The organism is Sphingomonas sp. CFBP 13603 (assembly GCF_014892665.1).
Classification (GTDB): domain Bacteria; phylum Pseudomonadota; class Alphaproteobacteria; order Sphingomonadales; family Sphingomonadaceae; genus Sphingomonas.
This window is the reverse complement of record NZ_JADBIA010000010.1, coordinates 97,642-120,367: the sequence shown is the minus strand read 5'-3', so window position 1 is coordinate 120,367 and position 22,726 is coordinate 97,642. Positions and strand designations below refer to the sequence as shown.

The following is a 22,726-nucleotide window of genomic DNA, read 5'->3' as shown; positions in this document are numbered from 1 at the left end:
GCTCAACCCATCAACCGGGCGAGCGTTGCAGCCGTGAAATCCACCATGGGCACGACGCGCGCATAGTTCAACCGCGTCGGACCAATCACGCCGACCACGCCGACCACCCGGCCGTCCAATCCGCGGAACGGCCTGGCGATCACCGAAGACCCCGACAACGCGAACAATTTGGTCTCCGCGCCGATGAAAATCCGCGTCGAATCACCGGCCCGCGCACTGTCCAGAAGCGATGCGACTTCCTGCTTTCCCTCGAGATCGTCGAGCAGGTCGCGGACCCGGTCGAGATCGGCGGCGGCGGCGGTATCGATCAACCGCCCCTGCCCGCGGACGATCAGCACCGGGCGGCGATCCGCATCTTCGCTCCAAACCGCGATCCCGCGCTCGACCAGCGTCCGCGCCGCACCATCGAGCGCCGCCTGACCGTCCGCCAGTTCGCGCTCGATCCGGGTCCGCGCATCCGCCAGCGTCAGGCCGCCGAGCGTCGCCGACATGTAGTTGCCCGCCTCGATCAGCGCGGACGGTGACATGCCCTGCGGCAGCGCGATCACACGATTCTCTACCGAGCCGTCCTCGCTGACCAGCACCGCCAGCGCCTGTTCGGGCGACAGCGCGACGAACGCGATCTGGCGGAGTTTCAGCTCGCGCTTGGGCACCATCACCAGCCCCGCGCAGGCCGAAAGCCCGGAGAGCGCAAGCGTGGTCGCGGCGAGCGCCTCCTCGACCGGACCACCGACGCCGGCACGCGCCTCGATCGTCTGGCGCTCCTCGAACGACGGCTCCATCGCCTGCATCATCCCGTCGACGAACAGCCGCAGGCCGCGGTCGGTCGGCATGCGGCCGGCGCTGGTATGCGGGCTGGCGAGCAGGCCGAGGCCTTCCAACTCGCCCATCACGCCGCGAATCGAGGCGGGGGAGAGGCTGAGGCCGGTCAGTTGCGCGATCGTTTTCGACCCGACCGGCGTGCCGCTGGCGAGATAGCTGTCGACGACGGCGCGAAAAATGTCGCGCGCGCGATCGGTCAGTTCGGTGACGGGGGGCGTGGCCATCGCTTTGATCTAGGGCGGATCGACGGGCGGACAAAGGGGGGAATGCGTTGCCCCACTCCGTCATCCTGACGAAAGTCAGGACCCAGGGTACCCGAGCGGTGCCCTGTGTGGCTCTGGGTCCTGACTTTCGTCAGGATGACGGCGGTGGTTGGGCTGGCGAGCGACCAAACGAAAGGCTAGGCAGCGGGCAACCACTCACTCCCGTTAGGATAAGACTATGCGCCCATCCGGCCGCGCCCCAGACCAGATGCGTGCGATCACGATCGAGCCGCGCTTCACCAAGCATGCCGAAGGCTCCGTCCTGATCGGCTTCGGCGACACCAAGGTGCTGGTCACCGCCAGCGTCGAGGAGAAGGTCCCGCCGTTCATGCGCGGCAAGGGCGAAGGCTGGGTGACCGCGGAATACGGCATGCTCCCGCGCGCCACCAACACGCGCAACAACCGCGAGGCCGCCAAGGGCAAGCAGTCGGGCCGCACGCAGGAAATTCAGCGACTGATCGGCCGTAGCCTTCGCGCGGTGGTCGACCTCAAGCTGCTCGGCGAGCGCCAGATCGTGATCGACTGCGACGTGATCCAGGCGGATGGCGGCACGCGCACCGCGTCGATCTCGGGCGGCTGGGTCGCGCTGCGGCTTGCGATCGATGGCTTGCTCGCGAGCGGCAAGCTGACCGCCGACCCGCTGACGCAGAAGGTCGCGGCGATCAGCTGCGGCATCTACCAGGGCAATCCGGTGCTCGACCTCGACTATATCGAGGATTCGGGCGCGGATGCGGATGCGAACTTCGTGCTGCTCGAAAACGGCAACATCGCCGAGGCGCAGGCGACTGCCGAAGGTGCTACGTACGACGAGGAGGCGCTGCTCCGCCTGCTGCGTCTCGCGCGGATCGGTTGCACCGACATTTTCGCGGCGCAGGCGAAAGCCGTGGCCAAGTGAGCGGCGAAGGCAAGGAACCGCAGGCGATCCGCAAGCTCCAGCCGGGCAAGCTGGTCATCGCCAGCCACAACAAGGGCAAGGTGCGCGAGATCGCCGCGTTACTCGAAGGGCGCGGGCTGGAAGTCGTCTCCGCCGCCGAGCTCGATCTGCCGGAGCCCGTCGAGACGGGCACGACCTTCTTCGCGAACGCCGAGCTGAAGGCGCGCTCGGCTGCCGACCTGTCGGGCTATCCCGCCCTCGCGGACGATAGCGGGCTGTGCGTCGACGCGCTGAACGGCGATCCGGGCGTCTACACCGCCGACTGGGCGGAAACGCCGACCGGTCGCGACTGGATGATGGCGATGCAGAAGGTCGAGGACGCGGTGGTCGCCAAGGGCCCGGACGCCACGCGCGGCGCGCATTTCGTCAGCGTGCTCGCGCTGGCTTGGCCCGATGGGCATGTCGAATGGTTCGAGGGGCGTGCGGAGGGTACGCTCGTCTGGCCGCCGCGTGGGGATGTCGGGTTCGGCTACGACCCGGTGTTCGTGCCGCTGGGCTACGACCAGACCTATGCCGAACTGCCGCACGAGACGAAGAACGCGATCAGCCACCGGAACGAGGCGTTTAGTTTGCTGGAAGCCGCGGTGTTCTGATTTGTCCCTAGAGCGGAACGATCGATCCTCCCCCGCCAGGGGGAGGTGGCGCCGTAGGTGACGGAGGGGGAGGACACGAAGCAGGCGTTTGCCTCCCCCTCCGTCTGGCAAGGGCCAGCCACCTCCCCCTGGCGGGGGAGGATCACAAATTACGCAAAGCCTTAGACTGCGATCGCCTGCTTCACCGGCCACGTTACCGTAGGCAGCGCCTCGAACGCCGGTTTCGCCAGCAGATACCCCTGGATGTACCGCACGCCGAGCCCCCGCAGCGCATCGAACTCGCCAAGCGTCTCGACCCCCTCGGCGATCACCGTGATCCCCAGCGCGGTGCACATCCGCAGCATTCCTTCGACGATCATCCGCCGCGGCAGGCTCGTGTCGATGTCGCGGATCAGCTCCATGTCGAGCTTGATGATATCCGGCTGGAACCGCGCGAGCAGGTTCAATCCGGCATGCCCCGCGCCGAAATCATCGAGCGCGGTGCCGAACCCCATCTTCTGATACGTCGCGATAATGTTCGCGACATGCGCGGGATCGAGCATCTCCTCGTTCTCGGTAAACTCGAAGATCAACCGGTCGGTCGGCATGCCGACTGCCGCCGCGGTCTTCAGCGTCAGCTGGATACACGCGGCGGGGGAATAGACCGCGTTCGGGAGGAAGTTGATCGACAGCCGCGCAGGCGTATCGAGCAGCCCGGCCTTCACCGAAGCCTCGATCGCCCGCACCCGGCATTGCTGATCGAACGCGTACAGATTTGCGCCGTCGACCTGCGAAAGGACGCTCGCTGCCGACTGGCCTTCGGGACCCCGTACAAGCGCTTCGTAGGCGAAGACGGTCTCGGTCTCGACATCGACGATCGGCTGGAACGCCATCGAGAAGGCAAACGACAGCCCGGCGCCATCACGGCATCCGACACAGCCAGCGAGCCGAGCACCATCGGGTTTGGATACTGGTATCATTAAAGCAGGTTAGCCGACGATCGCTTAAGAAAGTACCACCGAGCTAGCACTACCTGCTTATCCCAGATCAATAGGCGCGTTCGCCGAAGACGTTGCCGGGAGGCGAGTAGCGGCACACCAGATAGTCGTCCGTCTTGTTGCTCGCCATCGCGCAGCCGACCTGGGTCGAGTTGCGCCAGATGATCTGCGTGTAGTGCCCGACGTCCTCGAACTTGCCGGTGCGGCTGAACCCAGGGGTCGGCTGGTTGATGAAATATCGTTTCTCGGCGACCCAGTGGCCCATCATCTCGGTGTACGCATAGGCATAGCGCGTGCCGGTCCAGAGGTTCTCGCCCTCGCGCGACATACCCTGAGGTTGCTGGGCGTGCGCGAATTTCCGCGTGCGGGCCAGTTCCTCGGCATAGGCGCGCGCGGTGGTCGCCAGCGTATCGCTCCAGGTGAGCGGTGCCACGCCGACGGCAGCGCGGGCGGCATTGTGGCCGTCCATCATCGCGGTCTTGAGCAGGCTCGCGCCGCGCGGTGCCGGGGCCATCGTATCGCGCGGCTCGACGACACGCTCGGGGCCCTGCGCGCAGCCCGCCAGCAAAAGCGCCCCGGCGATCGCCAAACCCATCCGTGCCGTCATTGCGCTTCCTTCGGCCGCCCCGTGCGACCATATGCGCGAGATAATGCCCGTCTTCGAAACACCAAGCCCCCGCTCCGATTCCCCGGGCGACCTCGCGCTGTACGTCCACTGGCCGTTCTGCGTGTCGAAATGCCCGTATTGCGACTTCAACAGCCACGTCCGCGAAGAGGTGGACCAGGCGGCGTGGCGTGATGCGCTGCTTACCGACCTTGCGCATGAAGCGCGCGTGTTGCCGGGGCGGAAGTTGCAGTCGATCTTCTTCGGGGGCGGCACGCCGTCGCTGATGCCGCCGTCGACTGTCGCCGCCGTGCTGGACGCGGCGGAGAAGGCGTGGGGTTTCGCCGAGGGGATCGAGATCACGCTGGAGGCGAACCCCTCTTCGGTCGAGGCGGCACGGTTTGCGGATTTGGCGCGTGCCGGGGTGAACCGGGTGTCGCTCGGGCTGCAATCGCTCGACGATCAGGCGCTGAAGTTTCTAGGACGTGCGCATGACGTGAACGAGGGGCAAGCCGCACTTGCGACCGCGCAGAGTGTGTTTCCGCGGGTGAGTTTCGACCTGATTTATGCGCTGCCCGGCCAGCGGCTCGACGACTGGCGTGCGGAACTGGCGCGCGCGTTGAGCCTGGGGACGGAACATCTCTCGCTGTACCAGTTGACGATCGAGGCCGGCACACGGTTCGCGACCGAAGCGCTGGCGGGGCGGATCGTCATCCCGGACGGCGATTCGGCCGCCGACCTGTTCGAGGCGACCCGCGCCGATACCGCCGCGGCCGGATTGCCCGCGTACGAAACGTCGAACCACGCGCGGCCGGGATCGGAGAGCCGCCACAACCTCGCTTACTGGCGGTACCAGGATTACGCAGGGATCGGGCCGGGGGCGCACGGGCGTCGCGGCGGACTGGCGACGGTGCGGCGGAAGAAGCCGGAGAACTGGCTGGCGGCGATCGAACGCAACGGCCACGGCATGGAGGTGGAGGACCCGCTGACGCCCTCGACGCGGGCGACCGAGGCTTTGCTGATGGGGCTGCGGTTGGCGGAAGGGGTGGATCTGGACCGGATCACCGCACTGAACGCGGGCGTGGTACCGGTCGATCTGGCGGCGGTGGCTCGGCTTGAGGCGCTCGGGCTGATCGTGCACTCGCCGGGCCGGTTGCGCGTTACCGAGGCGGGTGCGCTCCTGCTCGATGCCATCCTGCCCGAGATCGTCACCGCCTAGGGGTGTTCACCCGCGAAGGCGGGTGAACATAGACCTTACTTCGCGAAACCAGCTGGTGCGGGCGAGACCACCGTGGTCGTGCCGCCACGGATTTCCTTTACCTCGAGCGCGCGCTCGGCGACGTTGTCCTTGCCGAAGCGGAACGCACCGTCGATGCCTGCGAAGCCGTCGCCGTCGCGCAGGCGGTTCACCGGGAACGGCGTGCCGGGCTTCCAGTCGCGCGCGATGCGGACCGTCAGCAGGACCGAGTCGTAGCCGAGGCTCGACAAGCGGTATGGCCCTGCCCCGAACCGCGCGCGATATTTGGCGGCATATTGGCGGTACAGCGTGTCCGAAACGCTGGCGTACCACGCGCCCGACAGCGCAGGCTTCGCGGCGATTCCCGCGTCCGAGTTCCAGAGTTCGGTGCCGAGGATGCGCGTCGACGCGCCTCCGCCGCGCTTGACCATCGCGGCCGCGGAGGCTGCGGTGGCGCCCCCATCGGCGATCAGAACCGCATCATAAGGCGCCTTTGCCGCCAGCCGCGTGACGGCGCCGGAAATGCCTCCGGGGCCGCGCGCGTAGGTCTGGAGTGAGACGACCTGGCCGCCCGCGCCCTCTACCGCGCGGAGGAAAGCGGTGGAGGCGCGCTCGCCGTACAGGCCGTTGGGGACGAGGCCGGCGAAGTTGCTGACGCCCCGCTCCTTCGCGAAATCGACGACGCGCGCGATCGACTGGGTCGGGACATAGCCCATCAAATACGCGCCGTTGCCCGCCACGCCGAGATCGTTGGAGAAGCTCAGCACGGGGATGTTCGCGGCACGTGCGATCGGCGCGACCGCGCGGACATCGTCGGCGAGCAGCGGCCCGAGGATCAGCTGCGCGCCCTCGGCGATCGCGCGCTGCGCGGCGGCGGCGGCACCGGTCGCGGTGTCGTAGTTGGTGATGCGGACGCGCTGGTTCTGCGTATCGAGCAGTGCGAGCATCGTCGCGTTGGCGATCGAGGTGCCGACACCCGCGTTGCTACCCGACAACGGCACGAGCAGCGCGACGCGGTTACGCTCGGCATCGCGCGGGATGCCGGTCTCTACGCCGATGTCGGGCCGATCGACGGGGCGCGTGGTCGGGCGCTGCTGCGATGGCTCGACGGGACCACGCGGGACGATCGTCTGGCACGCGCCGAGCAGGCACGCCGCGACAAGCGTCGCCCATCGCCCGAATGTGCCCATCGAAAGCGGGCCGGATTGCCCTATCGTCGTCGCGTCTGCCATGACCGTCCCCATGAACCCTGAAACTCTTCTCGATCCCGGCCTCTACATCGTCGCGACCCCGATCGGCAATCTTGGCGATCTGTCGCCGCGTGCCGCCGACATCCTCCGCCGCGCCGACGTGATCGCGGTCGAGGACAGCCGCGTGACCGCCGGTCTGCTCCGCCACATCGGCACGAAGACGCCAATGGTGCCGTATCATGACCACAGCGCGGAAGGCGTGCGGCCGGCGCTGATCGCGCGGATGGCTACGCAGGCGGTGGCTTTGGTGTCGGACGCGGGAACGCCGTTGATTTCGGATCCTGGGTTCAAGCTGGTTCGCGACGCGCGGGCGGCTGGGCATCTGGTGGTGACGATCCCGGGGCCGTGCGCGGCAGTGGCAGCGCTGACGCTGGCGGGGCTGCCGACCGACCGATTCCTGTTCGTAGGGTTCCTGCCGTCGAAGCTGCACGCGCGGGCGGAGGCGATCGCGGAGGTGGCGACGATTCGCGCGACTCTCGTGATGTACGAGTCCGGCCCCCGCCTCGGCGCCTGCCTCGCAGCACTGGCGGAGGGACTCGGCGACCGCGAAGCCGCAGTGACGCGCGAGATCAGCAAGAAATTCGAGGAGGCGGTGACGGGCACGCTCTCGACGCTCGCTGCGCGCTATGCGGATGCGCCGCCGCGGGGGGAGATCGTGATCGTCGTCGCGCCACCGGGCGAGGCGCCGCCTGCGAGTGCGGAGGATGGCGATGCCGCGCTGGTGGAGGCGCTTACCCGACTGTCGACCGGGCAGGCCGCGAGCGAGGTGGCGAAGAAGCTCGGGCTCGATCGCAAGGCGCTCTACACGCGCGCGCTGGAATTGAAGGCCGAAAAAGGGTGACCGCCCTCCTCTCCCCTTCGCTGGAAGGGTGCGGGAATGCGTGACCGTCGTTCTGCGGAGATCGCCGGCCGGCGCGGTGAGCGCTTGGCGGGGTGGTGGTTGCGGTTGAAGGGCTGGAGCATCCTCGATCGCCGGGTCCGCACGCCCGCTGGCGAGGTCGACCTTGTCGCGCGAAAGGGAAACCTCGTCGCCTTCGTCGAGGTTAAAACCCGCGCGACCGCCGCCGAACTCGACTTCGCGATCGACGAGCGCCGCCTCGCGCGCGTTGCCGCAGCGGCGGAATATCTGATGCCGCGCTATGCCGGCCCCGGCGACGATATCCGCGTCGACGTGATCCTGCTCGCCCCTGGCACCCGACCGCGCCATATCGAGAATGCGTGGATCGGGTAGGCCTCGACCATTCGTGGCGAAACCTCGCAAAGCTTCCGTCATCCTGACGAAAGTCAGGACCCAGAGCCACGAAGCTATGCCCTCGATCATCCTGGATCCTGACTTTCGTCAGGATGACGGGGTTAAGCGTGCCACGTCAGCCGATGACTTCGCGCCCGCCCGCGCCTACATGCGCTCGACCGAACAGAAGGAAGACGCATGAGCCTCACCGTCGCCGTCCAGATGGACCCGCTCGACAGCATCAACATCGCCGGCGATTCGACCTTCGCGTTAATGCTGTCCGCGCAGGACCGCGGGCACACGCTCTTCCATTACTCGGCCGAGGACCTGAACTACCGTGACGGCCGCGTCTGGGCGAAGGCGCATCCGGTCACCGTGCAGCGCGTCGTCGGCGATCACTTCAGCGTCGGTGAACCCGTCAACCTCGATCTCGGCGACGAGGCGGATGTCGTCCTCATGCGCCAGGATCCACCGTTCGATCTCGGCTACATCACCGCGACGCACCTGCTCGAGCGGATCGCCGACAAGACGCTGGTCGTGAACGATCCCGCGCAGGTGCGGAACGCGCCCGAGAAGGTGTTCGTGCTCGACTATCCGCAGTTCATGCCGCCGACGCTCGTCACGCGCTCGCTCGACGAGGCGCGGAAATTCCTCGCCGAACACGGCGCGATCGTGATCAAGCCGCTGCACGGCAATGGCGGCAAGGCGATCTTCAAGGTCGAGTCGGACGGCGCGAACCTGTCGGCGCTGATGGAGGTCTTCAACATGACGTGGCGCGAGCCGCACATGGTCCAGGCGTTCCTCCCCGACGTGGCGAAGGGCGACAAGCGGATCGTGCTGATCGACGGCGAGGTCGCGGGTGCGATCAACCGGCTTCCGGGCGAGGGCGAGATCCGTTCGAACCTTGCGGTCGGCGGGTCGGCGGAGAAGTCGGTGCTGACCGACAAGGAGCGCGAGATCTGCGCGGTGCTCGGGCCGGAACTGAAGAAGCGCGGGCTGCTGTTCGTGGGGATCGACGTGATCGGTGGCACGTGGCTGACGGAGATAAACGTTACATCGCCGACCGGGATCGTCGCGATCTCGAACTTCGATGGGACGGACGTGGCCGGCATGATCTGGGATGCGATCGAGGCGAAGGTCGCCGTGCGGTAACTGGATCGAAGATACCACCCCGGCGAAGGCCGGGGCCCAATTGGAAAGGTCGCGGTCACGGAGCGCTGTCCTCCGTCATGACCGTCCCCCAATTGGGCCCCGGCCTTCGCCGGGGTGGTGCAATGGTGGAGCACGTCGCGGAACACATCCGGCATCCCGGCAGTATGTGATACCCATGACCGAATTCATCCTCGATCTCATCGCCTGGGGCGGATATTTCGGTATCTTCCTGTTGATGGCGATCGAGAATATTGTGCCGCCGGTGCCGTCGGAAGTCATCATGGGGCTCGGCGGCATGGCGGTCGCGCGTGGCAACATGAGCGTCGTGCCGCTGATCGCCTGGGGCACCGCGGGCTCGGTCGTCGGCAACTACTTCTGGTATTATATCGGCCGCAACATCGGCTACGAACGCTTCCGTCCGTTCATCGAGCGCAACGGTCGCTGGCTGACGATGGAATGGTCCGACGTCGAGAAGATCCACCGCTTCTTCACGAAGCGCGGCGGCTGGGTGATCTTCGTGTTCCGCTTCATGCCGACCTTCCGCACCGTCATTTCACTGCCGGCGGGGATGACGCGCATGCCGATATGGCAGTTCGTGATCTGGACGGCCGCGGGCAGCGCGATCTGGAACACCGTGCTCACCTATGCCGGCATCCTGCTCGGCTCGCATTTCGAGGAACTCGACCGCTATGTCGGACCGGTCGCGGTGGCGACGTTCGTGGTCATCATCATCGGCTATGGCTGGCGCGTGCTGACCTGGAAGCCGAAGGGCTAGACCCCGCCATGCGGATGGGCGTTGCGGTACACCTCCATCAGATGCGCGGCATCGACCTGCGTATAGACCTGCGTCGAACTCAGGCTCGCATGGCCGAGCAACTCCTGCAGCGCGCGCAGATCCGCCCCCCGCCCCAGCAGATGAGTCGCGAAACTATGCCGCAGAGCATGCGGCGTCGTCCGATCGCCCAGCCCCAACCGCGCCCTCGCGGACTGAACCGCCCGGCGGATCATCACCGGCGACAACGCCCCGCCCTTAGCCCCGCGGAACAGCGGTTCGCCGCGCGTAGCCGGCCACGGCGTCTGTGCGACATATGCTTCGATCGCCGTACGCACCTGCGGCAACAAGGGCACCACGCGCGTCTTGGCGCGCTTGCCTGTCACCCGGATCGTCTCACCGAGCGGCAGGATATCGCCCCGCAACGTCAACGCCTCGCCGATTCGCAAGCCTGCGCCGTACAACAGCATCAACACCGCCCAGTCGCGCGCGCCGATCCACGGCTCGGCGGCATCGTCGGCGACCTCCTCAGCCAGCGCAACCGCTTCGGCCGGCGAGATCGGTCGCGGCACGCCCGCCTTCACGCGCGGCCCCCGCATCCGCGGCTGCTCCGCGCCTTCGTTCGCCCAGGCGAGAAACCCGCGCACCGCCGACAATTCGCGCGCCGCGGATGCGTTGCCCAACCCCGCCTCGCGACGCTGCGCCAGATACGCCCGCAGGTCCGTCGCCGTCACCCGCGCCAACTCCCCGCGCGTGATCCGCTCGCCCCAATGCCCGACCAGGAACGCCGTCAGCCGCTCCGCCGATGCCTGGTAGGCACGCACCGTGTGCACCGATCGCCGACGATCGCGCGCAAGATGGTCCGCCCAGAGCATCGACGGCGGCAGGGGATCCTCATAGTCCATCGTTGGACAGTAACGCGTTCCGCCTGCAAAGAAAATTAACCCCCCTTGCGATATCGAGTGCCATGTCCCCCGCCGATCTCCCGTTCGATATCTTTGCAGATGAAGCGCGGCGCGTGGCGGCGCTTCACGCGCTCGCGTTGCTGGATAGCGAGCCGGAACGCGAATTCGACGCGCTCGTCGCACTCGCGGCCGAAATGCTGGACTGCCCGACCGCGCTGATGACCCTGGTCGACAGCGACAGGCTCTGGATCAAGGCGGCGGCCGGTGGCGAGCGCGGCGAGATCAGCCGCGACATCGGCATGTGCGCCTACACGATCCAGAACGAGGATCCGCTCGTCATCGAAGACCTCGACGCCGATTCGCGATTCGCGAAGAACCCGCTCGTCATGGCGGAAAGAGGCGCCCGGTTTTACGCAGGCGCCGCGATCCACGCGGTCGACGGCACCGGCGAACGTCACGCGATCGGCACGATATGCGTGATCGATACGGTACCCCGCAGCCTGAACGACGCCGGCCGTCGTGCGCTGACCCATCTCGCGACGCTGGCCGAGGCGACGATCGCCGCGCGCTCCGCCGCTCATCAGGCGATCGCGATCGCCACCACCGCCGACAAACAAGCCGCGGCGCTCGCCCGCCAGGATCGCATCTTTCGCCAGGCGGAGCGGATGGCGGCGATGGGCTCGTGGCGGACCTCGCTCGACCACCAGGACATGGGTTGGTCCGACGGCGTGTTTCACATCTATGGGCTGCCGGTCGGCCCCGTGCCCGACATGGACGCAGCAATGAGCTTCTACCCGCCACACGCGGGGGAGAAGCTCAACGCATCGATGGCGCATACCCTGGAAACGGGGGTGCCGTTCGATATCGAGGTCGACTTCACGACCGCGCAGGGTGAGCCACGCCGGGTGCGCGTGCTCGGCGAACTGGAAACCGACGGCGGCACGACGATCGGGTTCGTCGGCGTGTTCCAGGACGTGACCGAACGCCATGCCCTCGAAACGATCTTGCGGCGGAGCGCTGATACCGATTCGCTGACCGGCATCGCCAATCGCGCCGCGTTCGATCGTGCGCTCGATTCGGCGATGACGCGTGCGCATGCGGATGGCACGCCGCTGTTGCTCGCGCTGGTCGATCTCGATGGGTTCAAGGCGATCAACGACACGCTCGGCCATACCGCGGGCGACGACGTCTTGCGCGATGTCGGCCGGGTCCTGCAGGCGCCGTGGCTGAAGGGCAGCTTCGCCGCGCGACTGGGCGGCGACGAGTTCGCGGTGCTGATCGACAATCCGGGCCTCGTCGCGCAACCGAGCCATGTCTGCGCGCGGCTGGAGGAGGCTTTGCGCTTTCCGATCGCGCTCAACGGACTTGCGATGGTCAGCGCCGGCACCGTGGGGATCGCTCCGCTGGAGCCGGATTGCCATGCGATCCGCGATTTCGTCCACCGCGCCGATACGATCCTCTACAAGGCGAAACGCGCGCGGATCGGCGAACGCCGGCGGACCGACAGGCGCAACGCGGCTTAAGACGGTTCACGCGGAGTCGATCCGCCCCCATATACCGACACGATGTCGTCCCGCGCCCGTGTCCTGATCCTCAACGCCGCCCTAGGGCCGCTCGACTACCGCGTGCCTGCCGGCATGGAGGTCGAGCCAGGCTCGATCGTGGTCGCGCCGCTCGGGCCGCGGCAGTTGCTCGGCGTGGTGTGGGAGGCGGAGCGGATGCCGTCCGATGCGGAGGTCGGCGACAACCGGTTGCGCAATCTGCTCGCGGTCTCGGATGTGCCGCCCTTGGGTGCGCCGCTGCGACGCCTGGTCGAGTGGACGGCGGATTATTACCTCGCGCCCGCGGCCTTGGTGCTGCGGATGACGCTGGCGTCGACCTCGGCGCTGGAGGGCGCGCGAACCGCTGTCGAGTATCGTTCTACCGGGGTCGTGCCACCGCGGCTCACCCCTCAGCGCGAGCAGGCCTTGGAGCGGATCGGTGATCGCCAGGGGCTGATCCGCGAACTGGCGACGCTGGCGGAGGTCAGCGACGCGGTTATCCGCGGGCTGGTGAAGGTCGGTGCGATCGAGGCGGTCGAGGTCAGCATCGACGTCCCCTACCCCGTGCCCGATCCACAACATCACGAGCCGGTGTTGTCGGAAGACCAGCGCGCGGCGGCCAATGCTCTCGTCGCGGGCGTCGCCGAGCATGCGTTCCACCCCACCCTGCTCGACGGAGTCACCGGCTCGGGCAAGACCGAGGTGTATTTCGAGGCGGTCGCGCAGGCGATCCGCGATGGGCGCCAGACGCTGGTGCTGCTCCCCGAGATCGCGCTGACCGAGCCGTTCCTGAAGCGTTTCCACGACCGGTTCGGGTGCGAGCCGATCGCGTGGCATTCGGGCCTGCGCTCCACCCAGCGGCGGCGGGCTTGGCGAGCGATCGCGAGCGGCGAGGCGCTGGTGACGGTGGGCGCGCGGTCAGCGCTGTTCCTGCCGTACCGCGATCTCGGGCTGATCGTCGTCGACGAGGCGCACGAGACCAGCTTCAAGCAGGAAGAGGGCGTGCATTATCACGCCCGCGACGTCGCGGTGATGCGCGGCAAGTTCGAGGGGTGTCCGGTGATCCTCGCTTCCGCGACACCAGCGATCGAGACGCGGCAGCAGGTCGTGACCGGACGCTATGCGGAGTTGAAGCTGCCGGGCCGGTTCGGCGCGGCGGAGATGCCGACGATCGAGCCGATCGACCTGATCAAGGAGCCGCCCGAACGCGGTCGCTGGCTCGCCCCGCGGCTGGTGAAGGCGATGCAGGCGACGCTGGAACGGCGCGAGCAGTCGTTACTCTTCCTCAACCGCCGCGGCTATGCGCCGCTCACGCTATGCCGGACCTGCGGGCACCGGTTCCAGTGCCCGAACTGCACCGCGTGGATGGTCGAGCATCGCCTGACGCGACGGTTGGCGTGCCATCATTGCGGGCACGCGGAGCCGACGCCGCGCGTGTGTCCGGAGTGCAAGGGCGAAGATACGCTCGTCGCCTGCGGGCCCGGTGTCGAACGGATCGCGGACGAGGTGACCGCACTGTTCCCCGAGGCGAAAACGGCGGTCGTCACGTCGGATACGATCTGGTCGCCTGCCAAGGCCGCGGAGTTCGTCGGGCGGATGGAGGCGGGCGACATCGACATCGTCGTCGGCACGCAGCTGGTGACGAAGGGGTATCACTTCCCGAACCTTACCTTGGTAGGCGTGGTCGATGCGGATCTCGGTCTAGACGGCGGCGACCTGCGTGCGGCGGAGCGTACGTTCCAGCAGATCCGGCAGGTGTCGGGTCGCGCCGGGCGTGGCGAGAAGCCGGGCCACGTGTTCATCCAGACGCACAGCCCCGGCGCGCAGGTGATGCAGGCGCTCATCACCGGCGACGCGGACGCGTTCTACGCCGCGGAGACGGATGCGCGGAAGGATGCGGGGGCGCCGCCTTTCGGGCGCTATGCCGCGATCGTGGTATCGTCGGAAGACCAGACGTGCGCGCACGATACGGCCAAGCTCGTCGGCCGCAGCGCCCCGGAAGTCGAAGGAATGCACGTCTACGGACCTGCCCCAGCGCCGCTGGCGATGTTGCGCGGACGCCATCGCTATCGGCTACTCGTCCACGCGCGCCGCGCGCTGGACGTGCAGGATGTGATCCGGGAATGGCTGGGAAAGCTGGACTGGCCGTCGAAGGTGCGGGTTACGGTAGACGTCGACCCCTACAACTTCCTGTAATTGCATAACGCAACGCTACCTTAACGGCTCTGACGATAATCCTTCGTCATGGCATCAGGTCGCATAGCACCCATTCAGTGGCTCCGCGCTCTCGCGGCGACACTCGTGTTGATGATGCACGCATCGGACGTGATTGAGTCCGGTCCGGTCGCGATGACAGGCCAGTTTGTACCGTCTGTTCCCAATCTGTCGGTATTTGGCGCGAGCGGGGTCGACCTGTTCTTCGTAATCAGCGGGTTCGTTATGGCGCACTGGCTTTCGACCGCCGATCGCGCGCCTTGGCGGTTCCTGGCAAATCGATGGCTACGGATCGTACCATTATTCGCATGCGTCAGCGCATTCTACATGACGATCATGCATACCCCGCCAACAGTTCAAGCCGCGGTAATGTCGATAACAGTCCTGCCGATCCTGGATGGCGCCGGCTATCACGTTCCGGCGCTGTATCCGGGCTGGACCCTGGGGTTTGAGTTCGCCTTTTACGCGCTGGTGGCCATCGCAATGCGCGCACGCAGCCACCGTATCGCGATACTGCTTGCGCTGACCGTGGCGGTTGCACTGACGGGGCTCCTGATCCACCCGGGATGGGCACCAGCGCGCATTCTGCTCAATCCACTCCTCCTCGAATTCGCACTTGGCGTGGGCGTTTGGATAGCGTGGCACCGGAGAATTAGCGCGCACATTGCAGCGCCCGCATTGGTCACGGGCGTCGCTCTATTGGCCATAGGGATCACATTCGGGCTGGGCTTGCCGCTGCCGCTTGAGATCGAGGTCCTGGTAGCGGGGAGCTCAAGTCTTTCTCGGACCTGGACCTGGGGCATACCCTGGGCATTGGTGATGATCGGCGTGATTGATGCGATCGCCGAGGGACGGTTCGAGCGGGTCGTAGCGCGTGTCGGCGACGCATCTTACTCGACGTACCTCACGCATCCCTGCCTGATCCAGCTGCTCTGGATGGTACGAGGCTATCTCCCGATCATGTCACCCTATGCGTTCATGCTGGCGTTCGTCGTCGCATCGACGATGCTGGGCCTGGCCGTACATCGGTGGATAGAGCAACCGTTGCTGGCACGGTTGAAGCGTCGCCGACCGGTATCGATCAGACGAGCACCCGCGCTCGCCTGACGAGGCTTACTCGCCGGCGTGTTCGGCGAGGACGGTCAGGCCCTTGGCGTTGACCTCGGCGAAACCGCCCTTGATCGCGATGATCTCGGGGGTGCCGTTCTGCGTGCGGAAGATCTGCACGCCGCCGTCGCGGACCGTCGACATGAACGGCGCGTGGCCTTCCAGCACGCCGAAATCGCCTTCGGTGCCGGGGACGACGACCATGTAGACCTCCTCCGAGCGGACGAGCTTTTCTGGCGTGACGAGTTCGAAATGCAGCATGTCTATCTTCTCACTCCCTCCCCTTCAGGGGAGGGTCGGGGTGGGGGAGTGCGGCAGGCACGACGCTCGCGGTCAGGCCCCACCCCAACCCTCCCCTAAAGGGGAGGGAGCTAAGCTTAAGCCTCGGAAGCCATCTTCTCGGCCTTGGCGACGGCCTCGTCGATGCCGCCGACCATGTAGAACGCGGCCTCGGGGAGGTGATCATACTCGCCCTCGACCACCGCCTTGAACGACCGGACCGTATCCTCCAGCTGGACGAACTTGCCGCTGATGCCGGTGAAGACCTCGGCGACGTGGAACGGCTGGCTCAGGAACTTCTGGATCTTACGCGCACGCTGGACGGTGAGCTTATCCTCTTCGGACAGCTCGTCCATGCCGAGGATGGCGATGATGTCCTGCAGTGACTTGTACTTCTGCAACGTCGACTGGACGGCGCGCGCGGTGTCGTAATGCTCCTGGCCGACGACGCGTGGCTCGAGCAGACGGCTCGTCGAGTCGAGCGGATCGACCGCCGGGTAGATGCCCAGCTCCGAAATCGCGCGGTTGAGGTTGGTCGTCGCATCGAGATGCGCGAACGACGTTGCCGGTGCCGGATCGGTGAGATCGTCGGCCGGCACGTACACGGCCTGCACCGAGGTGATCGAACCCTTGTTGGTCGACGTGATGCGCTCCTGCAGCGCGCCCATGTCGGTCGACAGCGTCGGCTGGTAGCCCACTGCCGAAGGAATGCGGCCGAGAAGTGCCGAAACCTCTGCGCCCGCCTGCGTGAAGCGGAAGATGTTGTCGACGAAGAACAGCACGTCCTGGCCTTCGACGTCGCGGAAATACTCGGCGATCGTCAGGCCCGACAGCGCGACGCGGGCGCGTGCGCCTGGCGGCTCGTTCATCTGGCCGAATACCAGCGCGACCTTCGAGCCTTCCGACTGCGGATTGCCGTTGGCATCCTTGGCGATGACGCCCGCGTCGAGGAACTCGTGGTAGAGATCGTTACCCTCGCGGGTACGCTCGCCGACGCCCGCGAACACCGAGGTGCCGCCATGGCCCTTGGCGATGTTGTTGATCAGCTCCTGGATCAGCACGGTCTTGCCGACGCCGGCGCCGCCGAACAGGCCGATCTTGCCGCCCTTCGCGTATGGCGCGAGCAGATCGATGACCTTGATGCCGGTGACCAGGATCGCGCTCTCGGTCGACTGGTCGACGAACAGCGGTGCCGAGGCGTGGATGGGGGCGGTCGTCTCTGCGCCGACCGGGCCACGCTCGTCGATCGGCTCGCCGATGACGTTGAGGATGCGGCCGAGCGTCTTCGGGCCGACCGGCACGCGGATCTGCGAGCCGGTGTCGGTGACGGTCTGGCCGCGGGTCAGACCCTCGGTGGCGTCCATCGCGATCGTGCGAACGGTGTTCTCGCCAAGATGCTGCGCGACTTCGAGGACGAGCCGGTTGCCGTTGTTGTCGGTTTCGAGCGCCGACAGAATGGCGGGCAAATTGTCGGGGAAATGCACGTCGACGACCGCACCGATGACCTGCGAGATGCGGCCGGTGTTGTTGGTGGCCTTGGGGGCGAGCGTGGTTCCGAGGGTCTCTGGGGCGGTTGCCATTGTCTGCTTCCTTGGACTTACTTGAGCGCTTCGGCGCCCGAGATGATTTCGACCAGCTCGGTCGTGATCGCGGCTTGGCGGGTACGGTTATACTGGATCGAGAGACGCGTGATCATGTCGCCGGCATTGCGCGTGGCGTTGTCCATCGCGTTCATGCGCGAACCCTGCTCCGACGCCGCATTTTCGAGCAGCGCGCGGAAAATCTGGATCGCGACGTTGCGCGGCAGCAGGTCGGCGAGGATCGCTTCCTCGTCGGGCTCATACTCGACCACGGCCTCTGCTGGCGCACCCGGCTTGGCTTCCGCACCGGGGATCGCCGACAGCGGGATCGGGATGATTTGGATACCGGTCGGCACCTGCACCAGCGCCGAGACGAACTTCGCGTAGAACAGATGCGCCACGTCGAACTGGCCTTCGCCGAAGCGCTTGATCAGGTCTTCCGAGATCTCCTGCGCGTCGCTGAATGCTAGCTTCTTGATCTGGCTCATCTCGTGGTCGGCGAGGATGTCGTTCGGGAAGAAGCGCTTGATCACGCGCCCCTTCTTGCCGGCGACGTAGAACTTAACGGTCTTGCCGGCTGCGATCAGCTCCTCAGCCTTGCGGCGAGCGGCGCGGACGATGTTGGTGTTGAACGCACCGGCCAAGCCACGCTCCGACGTCGCGATGACGATCAGGTGGACCTGGTCCTTGCCGGTGCCCGCGAGCAGCGGCGATGCGCCCGGCGCGATGCCGACGCGCCCCGCGAGGCTCGCCATCACCGCTTCGAGACGCTCGGCATACGGACGCCCGGCGACCGCCGCGTCCTGCGCACGGCGCAGCTTCGCAGCGGCGACCATCTTCATCGCCTTGGTGATCTTCTGCGTCGACTTCACCGAGCCGATGCGGATCTTGAGGGCTTTCAACGACGCCATTTAGTTTCCTACCTCGTCATCCCAGCGAACACTGGGACCTCGTGCCGCAGACCGCTCGCTAGCGGCCTGAGACCCCAGCTTTCGCTGGGGTGACGGTCAATTATGCAAACGTCTTCGCGAACGCTTCGAGCGCTGCCTTCAGCTTGTCCTTCGCCTCGTTACCCAGGTCGCGGGTATCGCGGATCAGCTTCAGCACGTCGGCATGGTTCGCGCGCATGTCGGCCAGCAGCGCCTGCTCGTAGCGGGTCACGTCGGCGACCGGCACCTTGTCGAGATAGCCGCTGGTGCCGGCGAAGATCGACACGGTCTGCTCCTCGAACGGCAGCGGCGAGAACTGTGCCTGCTTCAGCAGCTCGGTCAGGCGCGCGCCGCGGTTCAGCAGCTTCTGCGTCGACGCATCAAGGTCCGACCCGAACTGCGCGAACGCCGCCATCTCGCGGTACTGCGCCAGCTCGAGCTTGATCGAGCCCGACACCTTCTTCATCGCCTTGGTCTGAGCCGCCGAACCGACGCGGCTCACCGACAGGCCGACGTTGATCGCCGGACGCACGCCCGAGAAGAACAGGTCGGTCTCGAGGAAGATCTGGCCGTCGGTGATCGAGATCACGTTGGTCGGGATGTACGCCGAAACGTCGCCCGCCTGCGTCTCGATGATCGGCAACGCGGTCAGCGAGCCGCCGCCGTTGGCGTCCGACATCTTCGCCGCACGCTCGAGCAGGCGGCTGTGGAGATAGAACACGTCGCCCGGATACGCTTCACGGCCCGGAGGACGACGCAGCAGCAGCGACATCTGGCGATACGCGACCGCCTGCTTCGACAGATCGTCGTAGCAGATCAGCGCGTGCATGCCGCGATCGCGGAAATACTCGCCCATCGCGACGCCGGTATAGGGTGCGAGATACTGGAGCGGTGCGGGGTCCGACGCGGTCGCGGCGATGACGATGGTGTATTCCATCGCGCCATTCTCTTCGAGCGTCTTGACCAGCTGGGCGACGGTCGAGCGCTTCTGGCCGATCGCGACATAGACGCAATACAGCTTCTTCGACTCGTCGTCGCCGGCGTTGGCGATCTTCTGGTTGATGAACGCGTCGATCGCGACGGCGGACTTGCCGGTCTGGCGATCGCCGATGATCAGCTCGCGCTGGCCACGACCGACGGGGACGAGTGCGTCGATCGCCTTGAGCCCGGTCTGGACCGGCTCGCTGACCGACTGGCGCGGGATGATGCCCGGTGCCTTCACTTCGACGCGGCTACGCTCGGTAGTGTGGATCGGGCCCTTGCCGTCGATCGGGTTGCCGAGGCCATCGACCACGCGGCCGAGCAGCTCCTTGCCGATCGGCACGTCGACGATCGTGCCGGTGCGCTTGACGATGTCGCCTTCCTTGATCTCGGAATCGCTCCCGAAGATCACGACGCCGACGTTATCGGCCTCGAGGTTGAGCGCCATGCCCTGCACGCCGTTCGAGAATTCGACCATCTCGCCGGCCTGGACGTTGTCGAGGCCGAAGATGCGCGCGATGCCGTCGCCGACGCTCAGCACCTGGCCGGTCTCGCTGACCTGGGCCTCGGTGCCGAAATTGGCGATCTGATCCTTGATGATCTTCGAGATTTCTGCGGCGCGGATATCCATTAGCTTAGCCCTTCATCGCGTGCGCGAGAGTGTTGAGACGCGTCTTGATCGACGAATCGATCATCTGGCTGCCGACGCGGACGACGAGTCCACCCAGCAACGATGGGTCGACGCTGAGGTCGACGGAAACTTCACGGCCGACGCGCTGGCGGAGCTGATGCTTCAGCTCGATCACCTGCTCGTCGGTCAGCGGATGCGCGGACGTCACCTCGGCCGCGATCTCGCCGCGATGCTGCGCGGCAAGTGTCCGGAATGCCTTGATGATCTTTGACAGCGCGCCCAGCCGGTGGTTCTCGGCGAGGACGCCGAGGAAGCTCTTGGTGGTCGCATCGACGCCGAGTTCGTCGGCGACCGCGGAGACCGCCTTCACGGCGGCACCACGCGACACCATCGGGCTGGACGTCAGCATGCGGAAGTCCTCCGACTGCGCGAGCGCGTCGCGCACATTCGCCAGGCTCGACTCGACCGCGTCGATCGTCTTCGCGTCACGCGCGAGTTCGAACAGGGCCAGCGCATAACGCCCGCCTAAGCTCGCTTGAATACCGCCGGATGTCTCCACGGACCTGTCAATCCTCGCATGAAACCGAAATAGTGCCGCCCCACGGGGGAAGAGGGCGCGAAAGCACCTCTCATGGGACGCGGCGCGGGTAGCATCGGGTTCCCGGATTGGCAACCCGGCGGGAGGCTCGTGGCGGCGGGTTTGTGACTGTTTTGTCATTGATCGAGGGTCGGAAGGCCCCGATTCCGCCCCTCCCTGTCATCCCCGCGCAGGCGGGGATCCCTATTCTCCGGACCCGGCGCTTTCATCGCACGGCCTGCCACTATGGGTTCCCGCCTCCGCGGGAATGACGATAATGGTGACGAATTGGATCATACGACGAGGACGAGAGAATGACCGGCACGATGGAAACGATGACGATGTCCGACGGCGCGAGCGTCGCGGTCTATCACGCGCACCCGACCGGCGAGCGTCGCGGTGGTCTCGTGCTGGTGCAGGAGATCTTCGGCGTAACCGACCACATCCGCGACCTCTGCGACGAATACGCCGCCGACGGCTATGAGGTCCTTGCCCCCGCGCTGTTCGATCGCGAGCATCCCGGCTTCGAGGCGGATTATTCGGGCGAAGGCCTCGCCCGCGGCGTCGAACTCGCACGGCAACTCCATCCGTTCGAGCTGTCGTTGAAGGACGTCCAGACCTGCATCGACACGCTCGCCCCCGCCGGGCCGGTATTCGTGGTCGGCTATTGCTATGGCGGTTCGGTCGCGTGGTTCGGCTCGACCAAGCTTACCGGCGTGGCAGCGGCGAGCGGCTATTACGGGAGCATGATCCCGGCCGCGGCGGACGAGGAACCCAAGGCGCCGGTAATCCTCCACTTCGGTCGCCACGACCACGGTATTCCAATGGAGGGCGTCGAGCAGGTCATCGCCAAGGATTGGCCGAACGCAACGGTGTATGTCTACGAGGCCGGCCACGGCTTCAATTCGGACCGGCGGAAGGATTATCACGAGCCGAGTGCGGATCTCGCCAAGCAGCGCACGCTGGACCTGTTCCGCGCCAACGGCGGGTGATCACTGCTCTCCCAGTTTGGCGCCACCCCGGCGAAGGCCGGGGCCCAGTTGGGGGACGTCGCTAACGGAGGACACCCCTTCGTTATTGCCACCTTTCCAACTGGGCCCCGGCCTCCGCCGGGGTGGTGGCTATGGTAAAGGGCCTCGGCGCAGGCTGGCGCTACAGAAGTAAAGGTCGCGCTTACTTCCTTGTTCTCCCGCGAAGGCGGGAGCCCAGTCTGGGTCCCCGCCTTCGCGGGGAAACAACTCTCTGCAAATCCTCCGAGATTACTCCCCCGGGAAATCCGCCCCAAGGCTATCCGCCTTATGCGCCTCAATCTCCTTCAGCCGCGCCGTCAGCTTCGTCGTCACCGCATCATACCCCCAAGCCCCCAGCACCAGATGCCGCGGCGGGTTCGCATCCTCGGTCAGCGCAATCATAGCCTCGCCAGCCCGCACCGGATCGCCGGCCTGAGTCCCGCTAACCTCACGCGTACCATCGAGCCGCTTGCCCGCAGTATCCGCATAGTCGGCGATCTTCACCGGCGTCTGCTTCAGCGACCGCCCAGCCCAATCCGTCCGGAACGGCCCCGGCTCGACGCACGTCACATCGATCCCGAGCGGCTTGACCTCGGCGAGCAGCGCGTCCGACCACCCCTCCACCGCATGCTTCGAAGCGGCGTAATAGCCCGACCCCGGAAATCCGACCTGACCCGCGACCGACGTGATGTTGATAATGTTACCGCTCTTCTGCCCCCGCATGATCGGCAGCACCGCGCGAGTCAGCGCAAACAGCCCGAACACGTTCGCATCGAACTGCGCGCGGATCTCGGACTCGACGCCCTCCTCTACCGACGCCTGATAGCCATAGCCTGCATTGTTCACGAGCACGTCGATCCGCCCGAACTTCGCCTTGGCCTGCGCGACCGCATCGTCGATCTGCGCCTGCTCCGTTACGTCGAGCGACAGCGCGAGCGCACGATCCTCCGCGCCCTCCGCCAGATCGGCGACGCGATCCGCATCGCGCGCAGTAACTACCGCACGCCAACCGCGCGCGAGCACAAGCTTGGCGAGTTCGCGACCGAAACCGGTCGAGCAGCCGGAAATGAACCAGACGGGCGTGTCGGAGGCCATGAGACATCTTTCGTTAGGGGGTATGCACGGAAGAACGGCCGG

The 22,726-nt window shown here is 66.3% G+C and carries 22 protein-coding genes; 11 read left to right on the top strand and 11 right to left on the bottom strand.

The window, feature by feature from the left end; all coding sequences use genetic code 11:
* Window positions 1–2: 2 nt before the first annotated feature.
* Entirely contained in the window at window positions 3–1,046 is a 1,044-nt protein-coding gene (hrcA, locus tag IFR23_RS15175) for a heat-inducible transcriptional repressor HrcA (protein WP_192976624.1), read from the bottom strand.
* A 217-nt stretch (window positions 1,047–1,263) separates the two neighbouring features.
* Between hrcA and rph the strand changes: the two genes are divergently transcribed.
* Both rph and rdgB read left to right on the top strand, forming a co-directional pair.
* Window positions 1,264–1,980 (top strand): ribonuclease PH, encoded by a 717-nt coding sequence (gene rph, locus IFR23_RS15170; protein ID WP_056055360.1) that lies wholly within the window; start codon window positions 1,264–1,266, stop codon window positions 1,978–1,980.
* Window positions 1,977–2,612, top strand: coding sequence for an RdgB/HAM1 family non-canonical purine NTP pyrophosphatase (rdgB, locus tag IFR23_RS15165; protein ID WP_192976623.1), 636 nt, complete (start codon window positions 1,977–1,979; stop codon window positions 2,610–2,612). Before rph ends, rdgB begins: the two co-directional genes overlap by 4 nt.
* A 161-nt stretch (window positions 2,613–2,773) precedes the next feature.
* Here rdgB and IFR23_RS15160 read toward each other — a convergent pair whose 3' ends face one another.
* Both IFR23_RS15160 and IFR23_RS15155 read right to left on the bottom strand, forming a co-directional pair.
* The gene (locus IFR23_RS15160) at window positions 2,774–3,571 is read right to left on the bottom strand and encodes an EAL domain-containing protein (RefSeq protein WP_446740915.1); all 798 of its coding nucleotides are present in this window, start codon (window positions 3,569–3,571) and stop codon (window positions 2,774–2,776) included.
* A 67-nt stretch (window positions 3,572–3,638) separates the two neighbouring features.
* Window positions 3,639–4,196: a CAP domain-containing protein gene (locus IFR23_RS15155; protein WP_192976622.1), complete on the bottom strand. Its 558-nt coding sequence runs from the start codon at window positions 4,194–4,196 to the stop codon at window positions 3,639–3,641.
* 43 nt (window positions 4,197–4,239) lie between these two features.
* On the opposite strand from IFR23_RS15155, the gene hemW reads away from it, so the two are divergent.
* Entirely contained in the window at window positions 4,240–5,412 is a 1,173-nt protein-coding gene (gene hemW / locus IFR23_RS15150; protein ID WP_192976621.1) for a radical SAM family heme chaperone HemW, read from the top strand.
* A gap of 35 nt (window positions 5,413–5,447) precedes the next feature.
* Here hemW and IFR23_RS15145 read toward each other — a convergent pair whose 3' ends face one another.
* On the bottom strand, window positions 5,448–6,620 hold the full coding sequence (locus IFR23_RS15145) for a penicillin-binding protein activator (RefSeq protein ID WP_446740919.1): 1,173 nt from the start codon (window positions 6,618–6,620) through the stop codon (window positions 5,448–5,450).
* Window positions 6,621–6,672: 52 nt separating this feature from the next.
* Between IFR23_RS15145 and rsmI the strand changes: the two genes are divergently transcribed.
* From rsmI to IFR23_RS15125, 4 genes are all read left to right on the top strand, one after another.
* The gene (gene rsmI, locus IFR23_RS15140; protein WP_192976619.1) at window positions 6,673–7,521 is read left to right on the top strand and encodes a 16S rRNA (cytidine(1402)-2'-O)-methyltransferase; all 849 of its coding nucleotides are present in this window, start codon (window positions 6,673–6,675) and stop codon (window positions 7,519–7,521) included.
* 36 nt (window positions 7,522–7,557) lie between these two features.
* Window positions 7,558–7,911 (top strand): YraN family protein, encoded by a 354-nt coding sequence (locus IFR23_RS15135; RefSeq protein WP_056488495.1) that lies wholly within the window; start codon window positions 7,558–7,560, stop codon window positions 7,909–7,911.
* Between the two features lie 198 nt (window positions 7,912–8,109).
* On the top strand, window positions 8,110–9,063 hold the full coding sequence (gene gshB, locus IFR23_RS15130) for a glutathione synthase (RefSeq protein ID WP_192976618.1): 954 nt from the start codon (window positions 8,110–8,112) through the stop codon (window positions 9,061–9,063).
* A gap of 175 nt (window positions 9,064–9,238) precedes the next feature.
* Complete coding sequence (locus tag IFR23_RS15125) at window positions 9,239–9,838, top strand: DedA family protein (protein ID WP_192976617.1); 600 nt, start codon at window positions 9,239–9,241, stop codon at window positions 9,836–9,838.
* On the opposite strand, the gene IFR23_RS15120 is transcribed toward IFR23_RS15125, so the two are convergent.
* Entirely contained in the window at window positions 9,835–10,740 is a 906-nt protein-coding gene (locus IFR23_RS15120) for a tyrosine recombinase XerC (protein ID WP_244655716.1), read from the bottom strand. The two genes, IFR23_RS15125 and IFR23_RS15120, sit on opposite strands and share 4 nt — an antisense overlap.
* A 62-nt stretch (window positions 10,741–10,802) precedes the next feature.
* Here IFR23_RS15120 and IFR23_RS15115 point away from each other — a divergent pair, with 62 nt between their 5' ends.
* The 3 genes from IFR23_RS15115 to IFR23_RS15105 are packed head-to-tail and all read left to right on the top strand — an operon-like array spanning window position 10,803 to window position 15,602.
* Window positions 10,803–12,263: a diguanylate cyclase domain-containing protein gene (locus tag IFR23_RS15115; protein WP_192976616.1), complete on the top strand. Its 1,461-nt coding sequence runs from the start codon at window positions 10,803–10,805 to the stop codon at window positions 12,261–12,263.
* 42 nt (window positions 12,264–12,305) lie between these two features.
* Entirely contained in the window at window positions 12,306–14,477 is a 2,172-nt protein-coding gene (locus IFR23_RS15110) for a primosomal protein N' (RefSeq protein ID WP_192976615.1), read from the top strand.
* A gap of 48 nt (window positions 14,478–14,525) precedes the next feature.
* Window positions 14,526–15,602: an acyltransferase family protein gene (locus tag IFR23_RS15105; protein WP_274599199.1), complete on the top strand. Its 1,077-nt coding sequence runs from the start codon at window positions 14,526–14,528 to the stop codon at window positions 15,600–15,602.
* 6 nt (window positions 15,603–15,608) lie between these two features.
* Here the strand turns inward: IFR23_RS15105 and IFR23_RS15100 are convergent, their stop codons facing one another.
* From IFR23_RS15100 to IFR23_RS15080, 5 genes are all read right to left on the bottom strand, one after another.
* Window positions 15,609–15,863, bottom strand: coding sequence for an ATP synthase F1 subunit epsilon (locus tag IFR23_RS15100; RefSeq protein ID WP_056488477.1), 255 nt, complete (start codon window positions 15,861–15,863; stop codon window positions 15,609–15,611).
* A gap of 116 nt (window positions 15,864–15,979) precedes the next feature.
* Window positions 15,980–17,461 carry a F0F1 ATP synthase subunit beta gene (gene atpD / locus IFR23_RS15095; protein WP_192976613.1) on the bottom strand — a complete coding sequence of 494 codons (1,482 nt, stop codon included), beginning with the start codon at window positions 17,459–17,461 and terminating at the stop codon, window positions 15,980–15,982.
* A gap of 17 nt (window positions 17,462–17,478) precedes the next feature.
* A complete protein-coding gene (locus IFR23_RS15090; RefSeq protein ID WP_192976612.1) occupies window positions 17,479–18,372 on the bottom strand; it encodes a F0F1 ATP synthase subunit gamma in 894 nt (297 codons plus the stop codon).
* 100 nt (window positions 18,373–18,472) lie between these two features.
* Window positions 18,473–20,002 carry a F0F1 ATP synthase subunit alpha gene (gene atpA / locus IFR23_RS15085; protein ID WP_055873607.1) on the bottom strand — a complete coding sequence of 510 codons (1,530 nt, stop codon included), beginning with the start codon at window positions 20,000–20,002 and terminating at the stop codon, window positions 18,473–18,475.
* A 4-nt stretch (window positions 20,003–20,006) separates the two neighbouring features.
* The gene (locus tag IFR23_RS15080; RefSeq protein WP_192976611.1) at window positions 20,007–20,561 is read right to left on the bottom strand and encodes a F0F1 ATP synthase subunit delta; all 555 of its coding nucleotides are present in this window, start codon (window positions 20,559–20,561) and stop codon (window positions 20,007–20,009) included.
* A gap of 332 nt (window positions 20,562–20,893) precedes the next feature.
* Here IFR23_RS15080 and IFR23_RS15075 point away from each other — a divergent pair, with 332 nt between their 5' ends.
* Window positions 20,894–21,571 (top strand): dienelactone hydrolase family protein, encoded by a 678-nt coding sequence (locus tag IFR23_RS15075; RefSeq protein WP_192976610.1) that lies wholly within the window; start codon window positions 20,894–20,896, stop codon window positions 21,569–21,571.
* Between the two features lie 267 nt (window positions 21,572–21,838).
* Here IFR23_RS15075 and IFR23_RS15070 read toward each other — a convergent pair whose 3' ends face one another.
* Window positions 21,839–22,684 (bottom strand): oxidoreductase, encoded by an 846-nt coding sequence (locus IFR23_RS15070; protein ID WP_192976609.1) that lies wholly within the window; start codon window positions 22,682–22,684, stop codon window positions 21,839–21,841.
* Window positions 22,685–22,726: the final 42 nt, after the last annotated feature.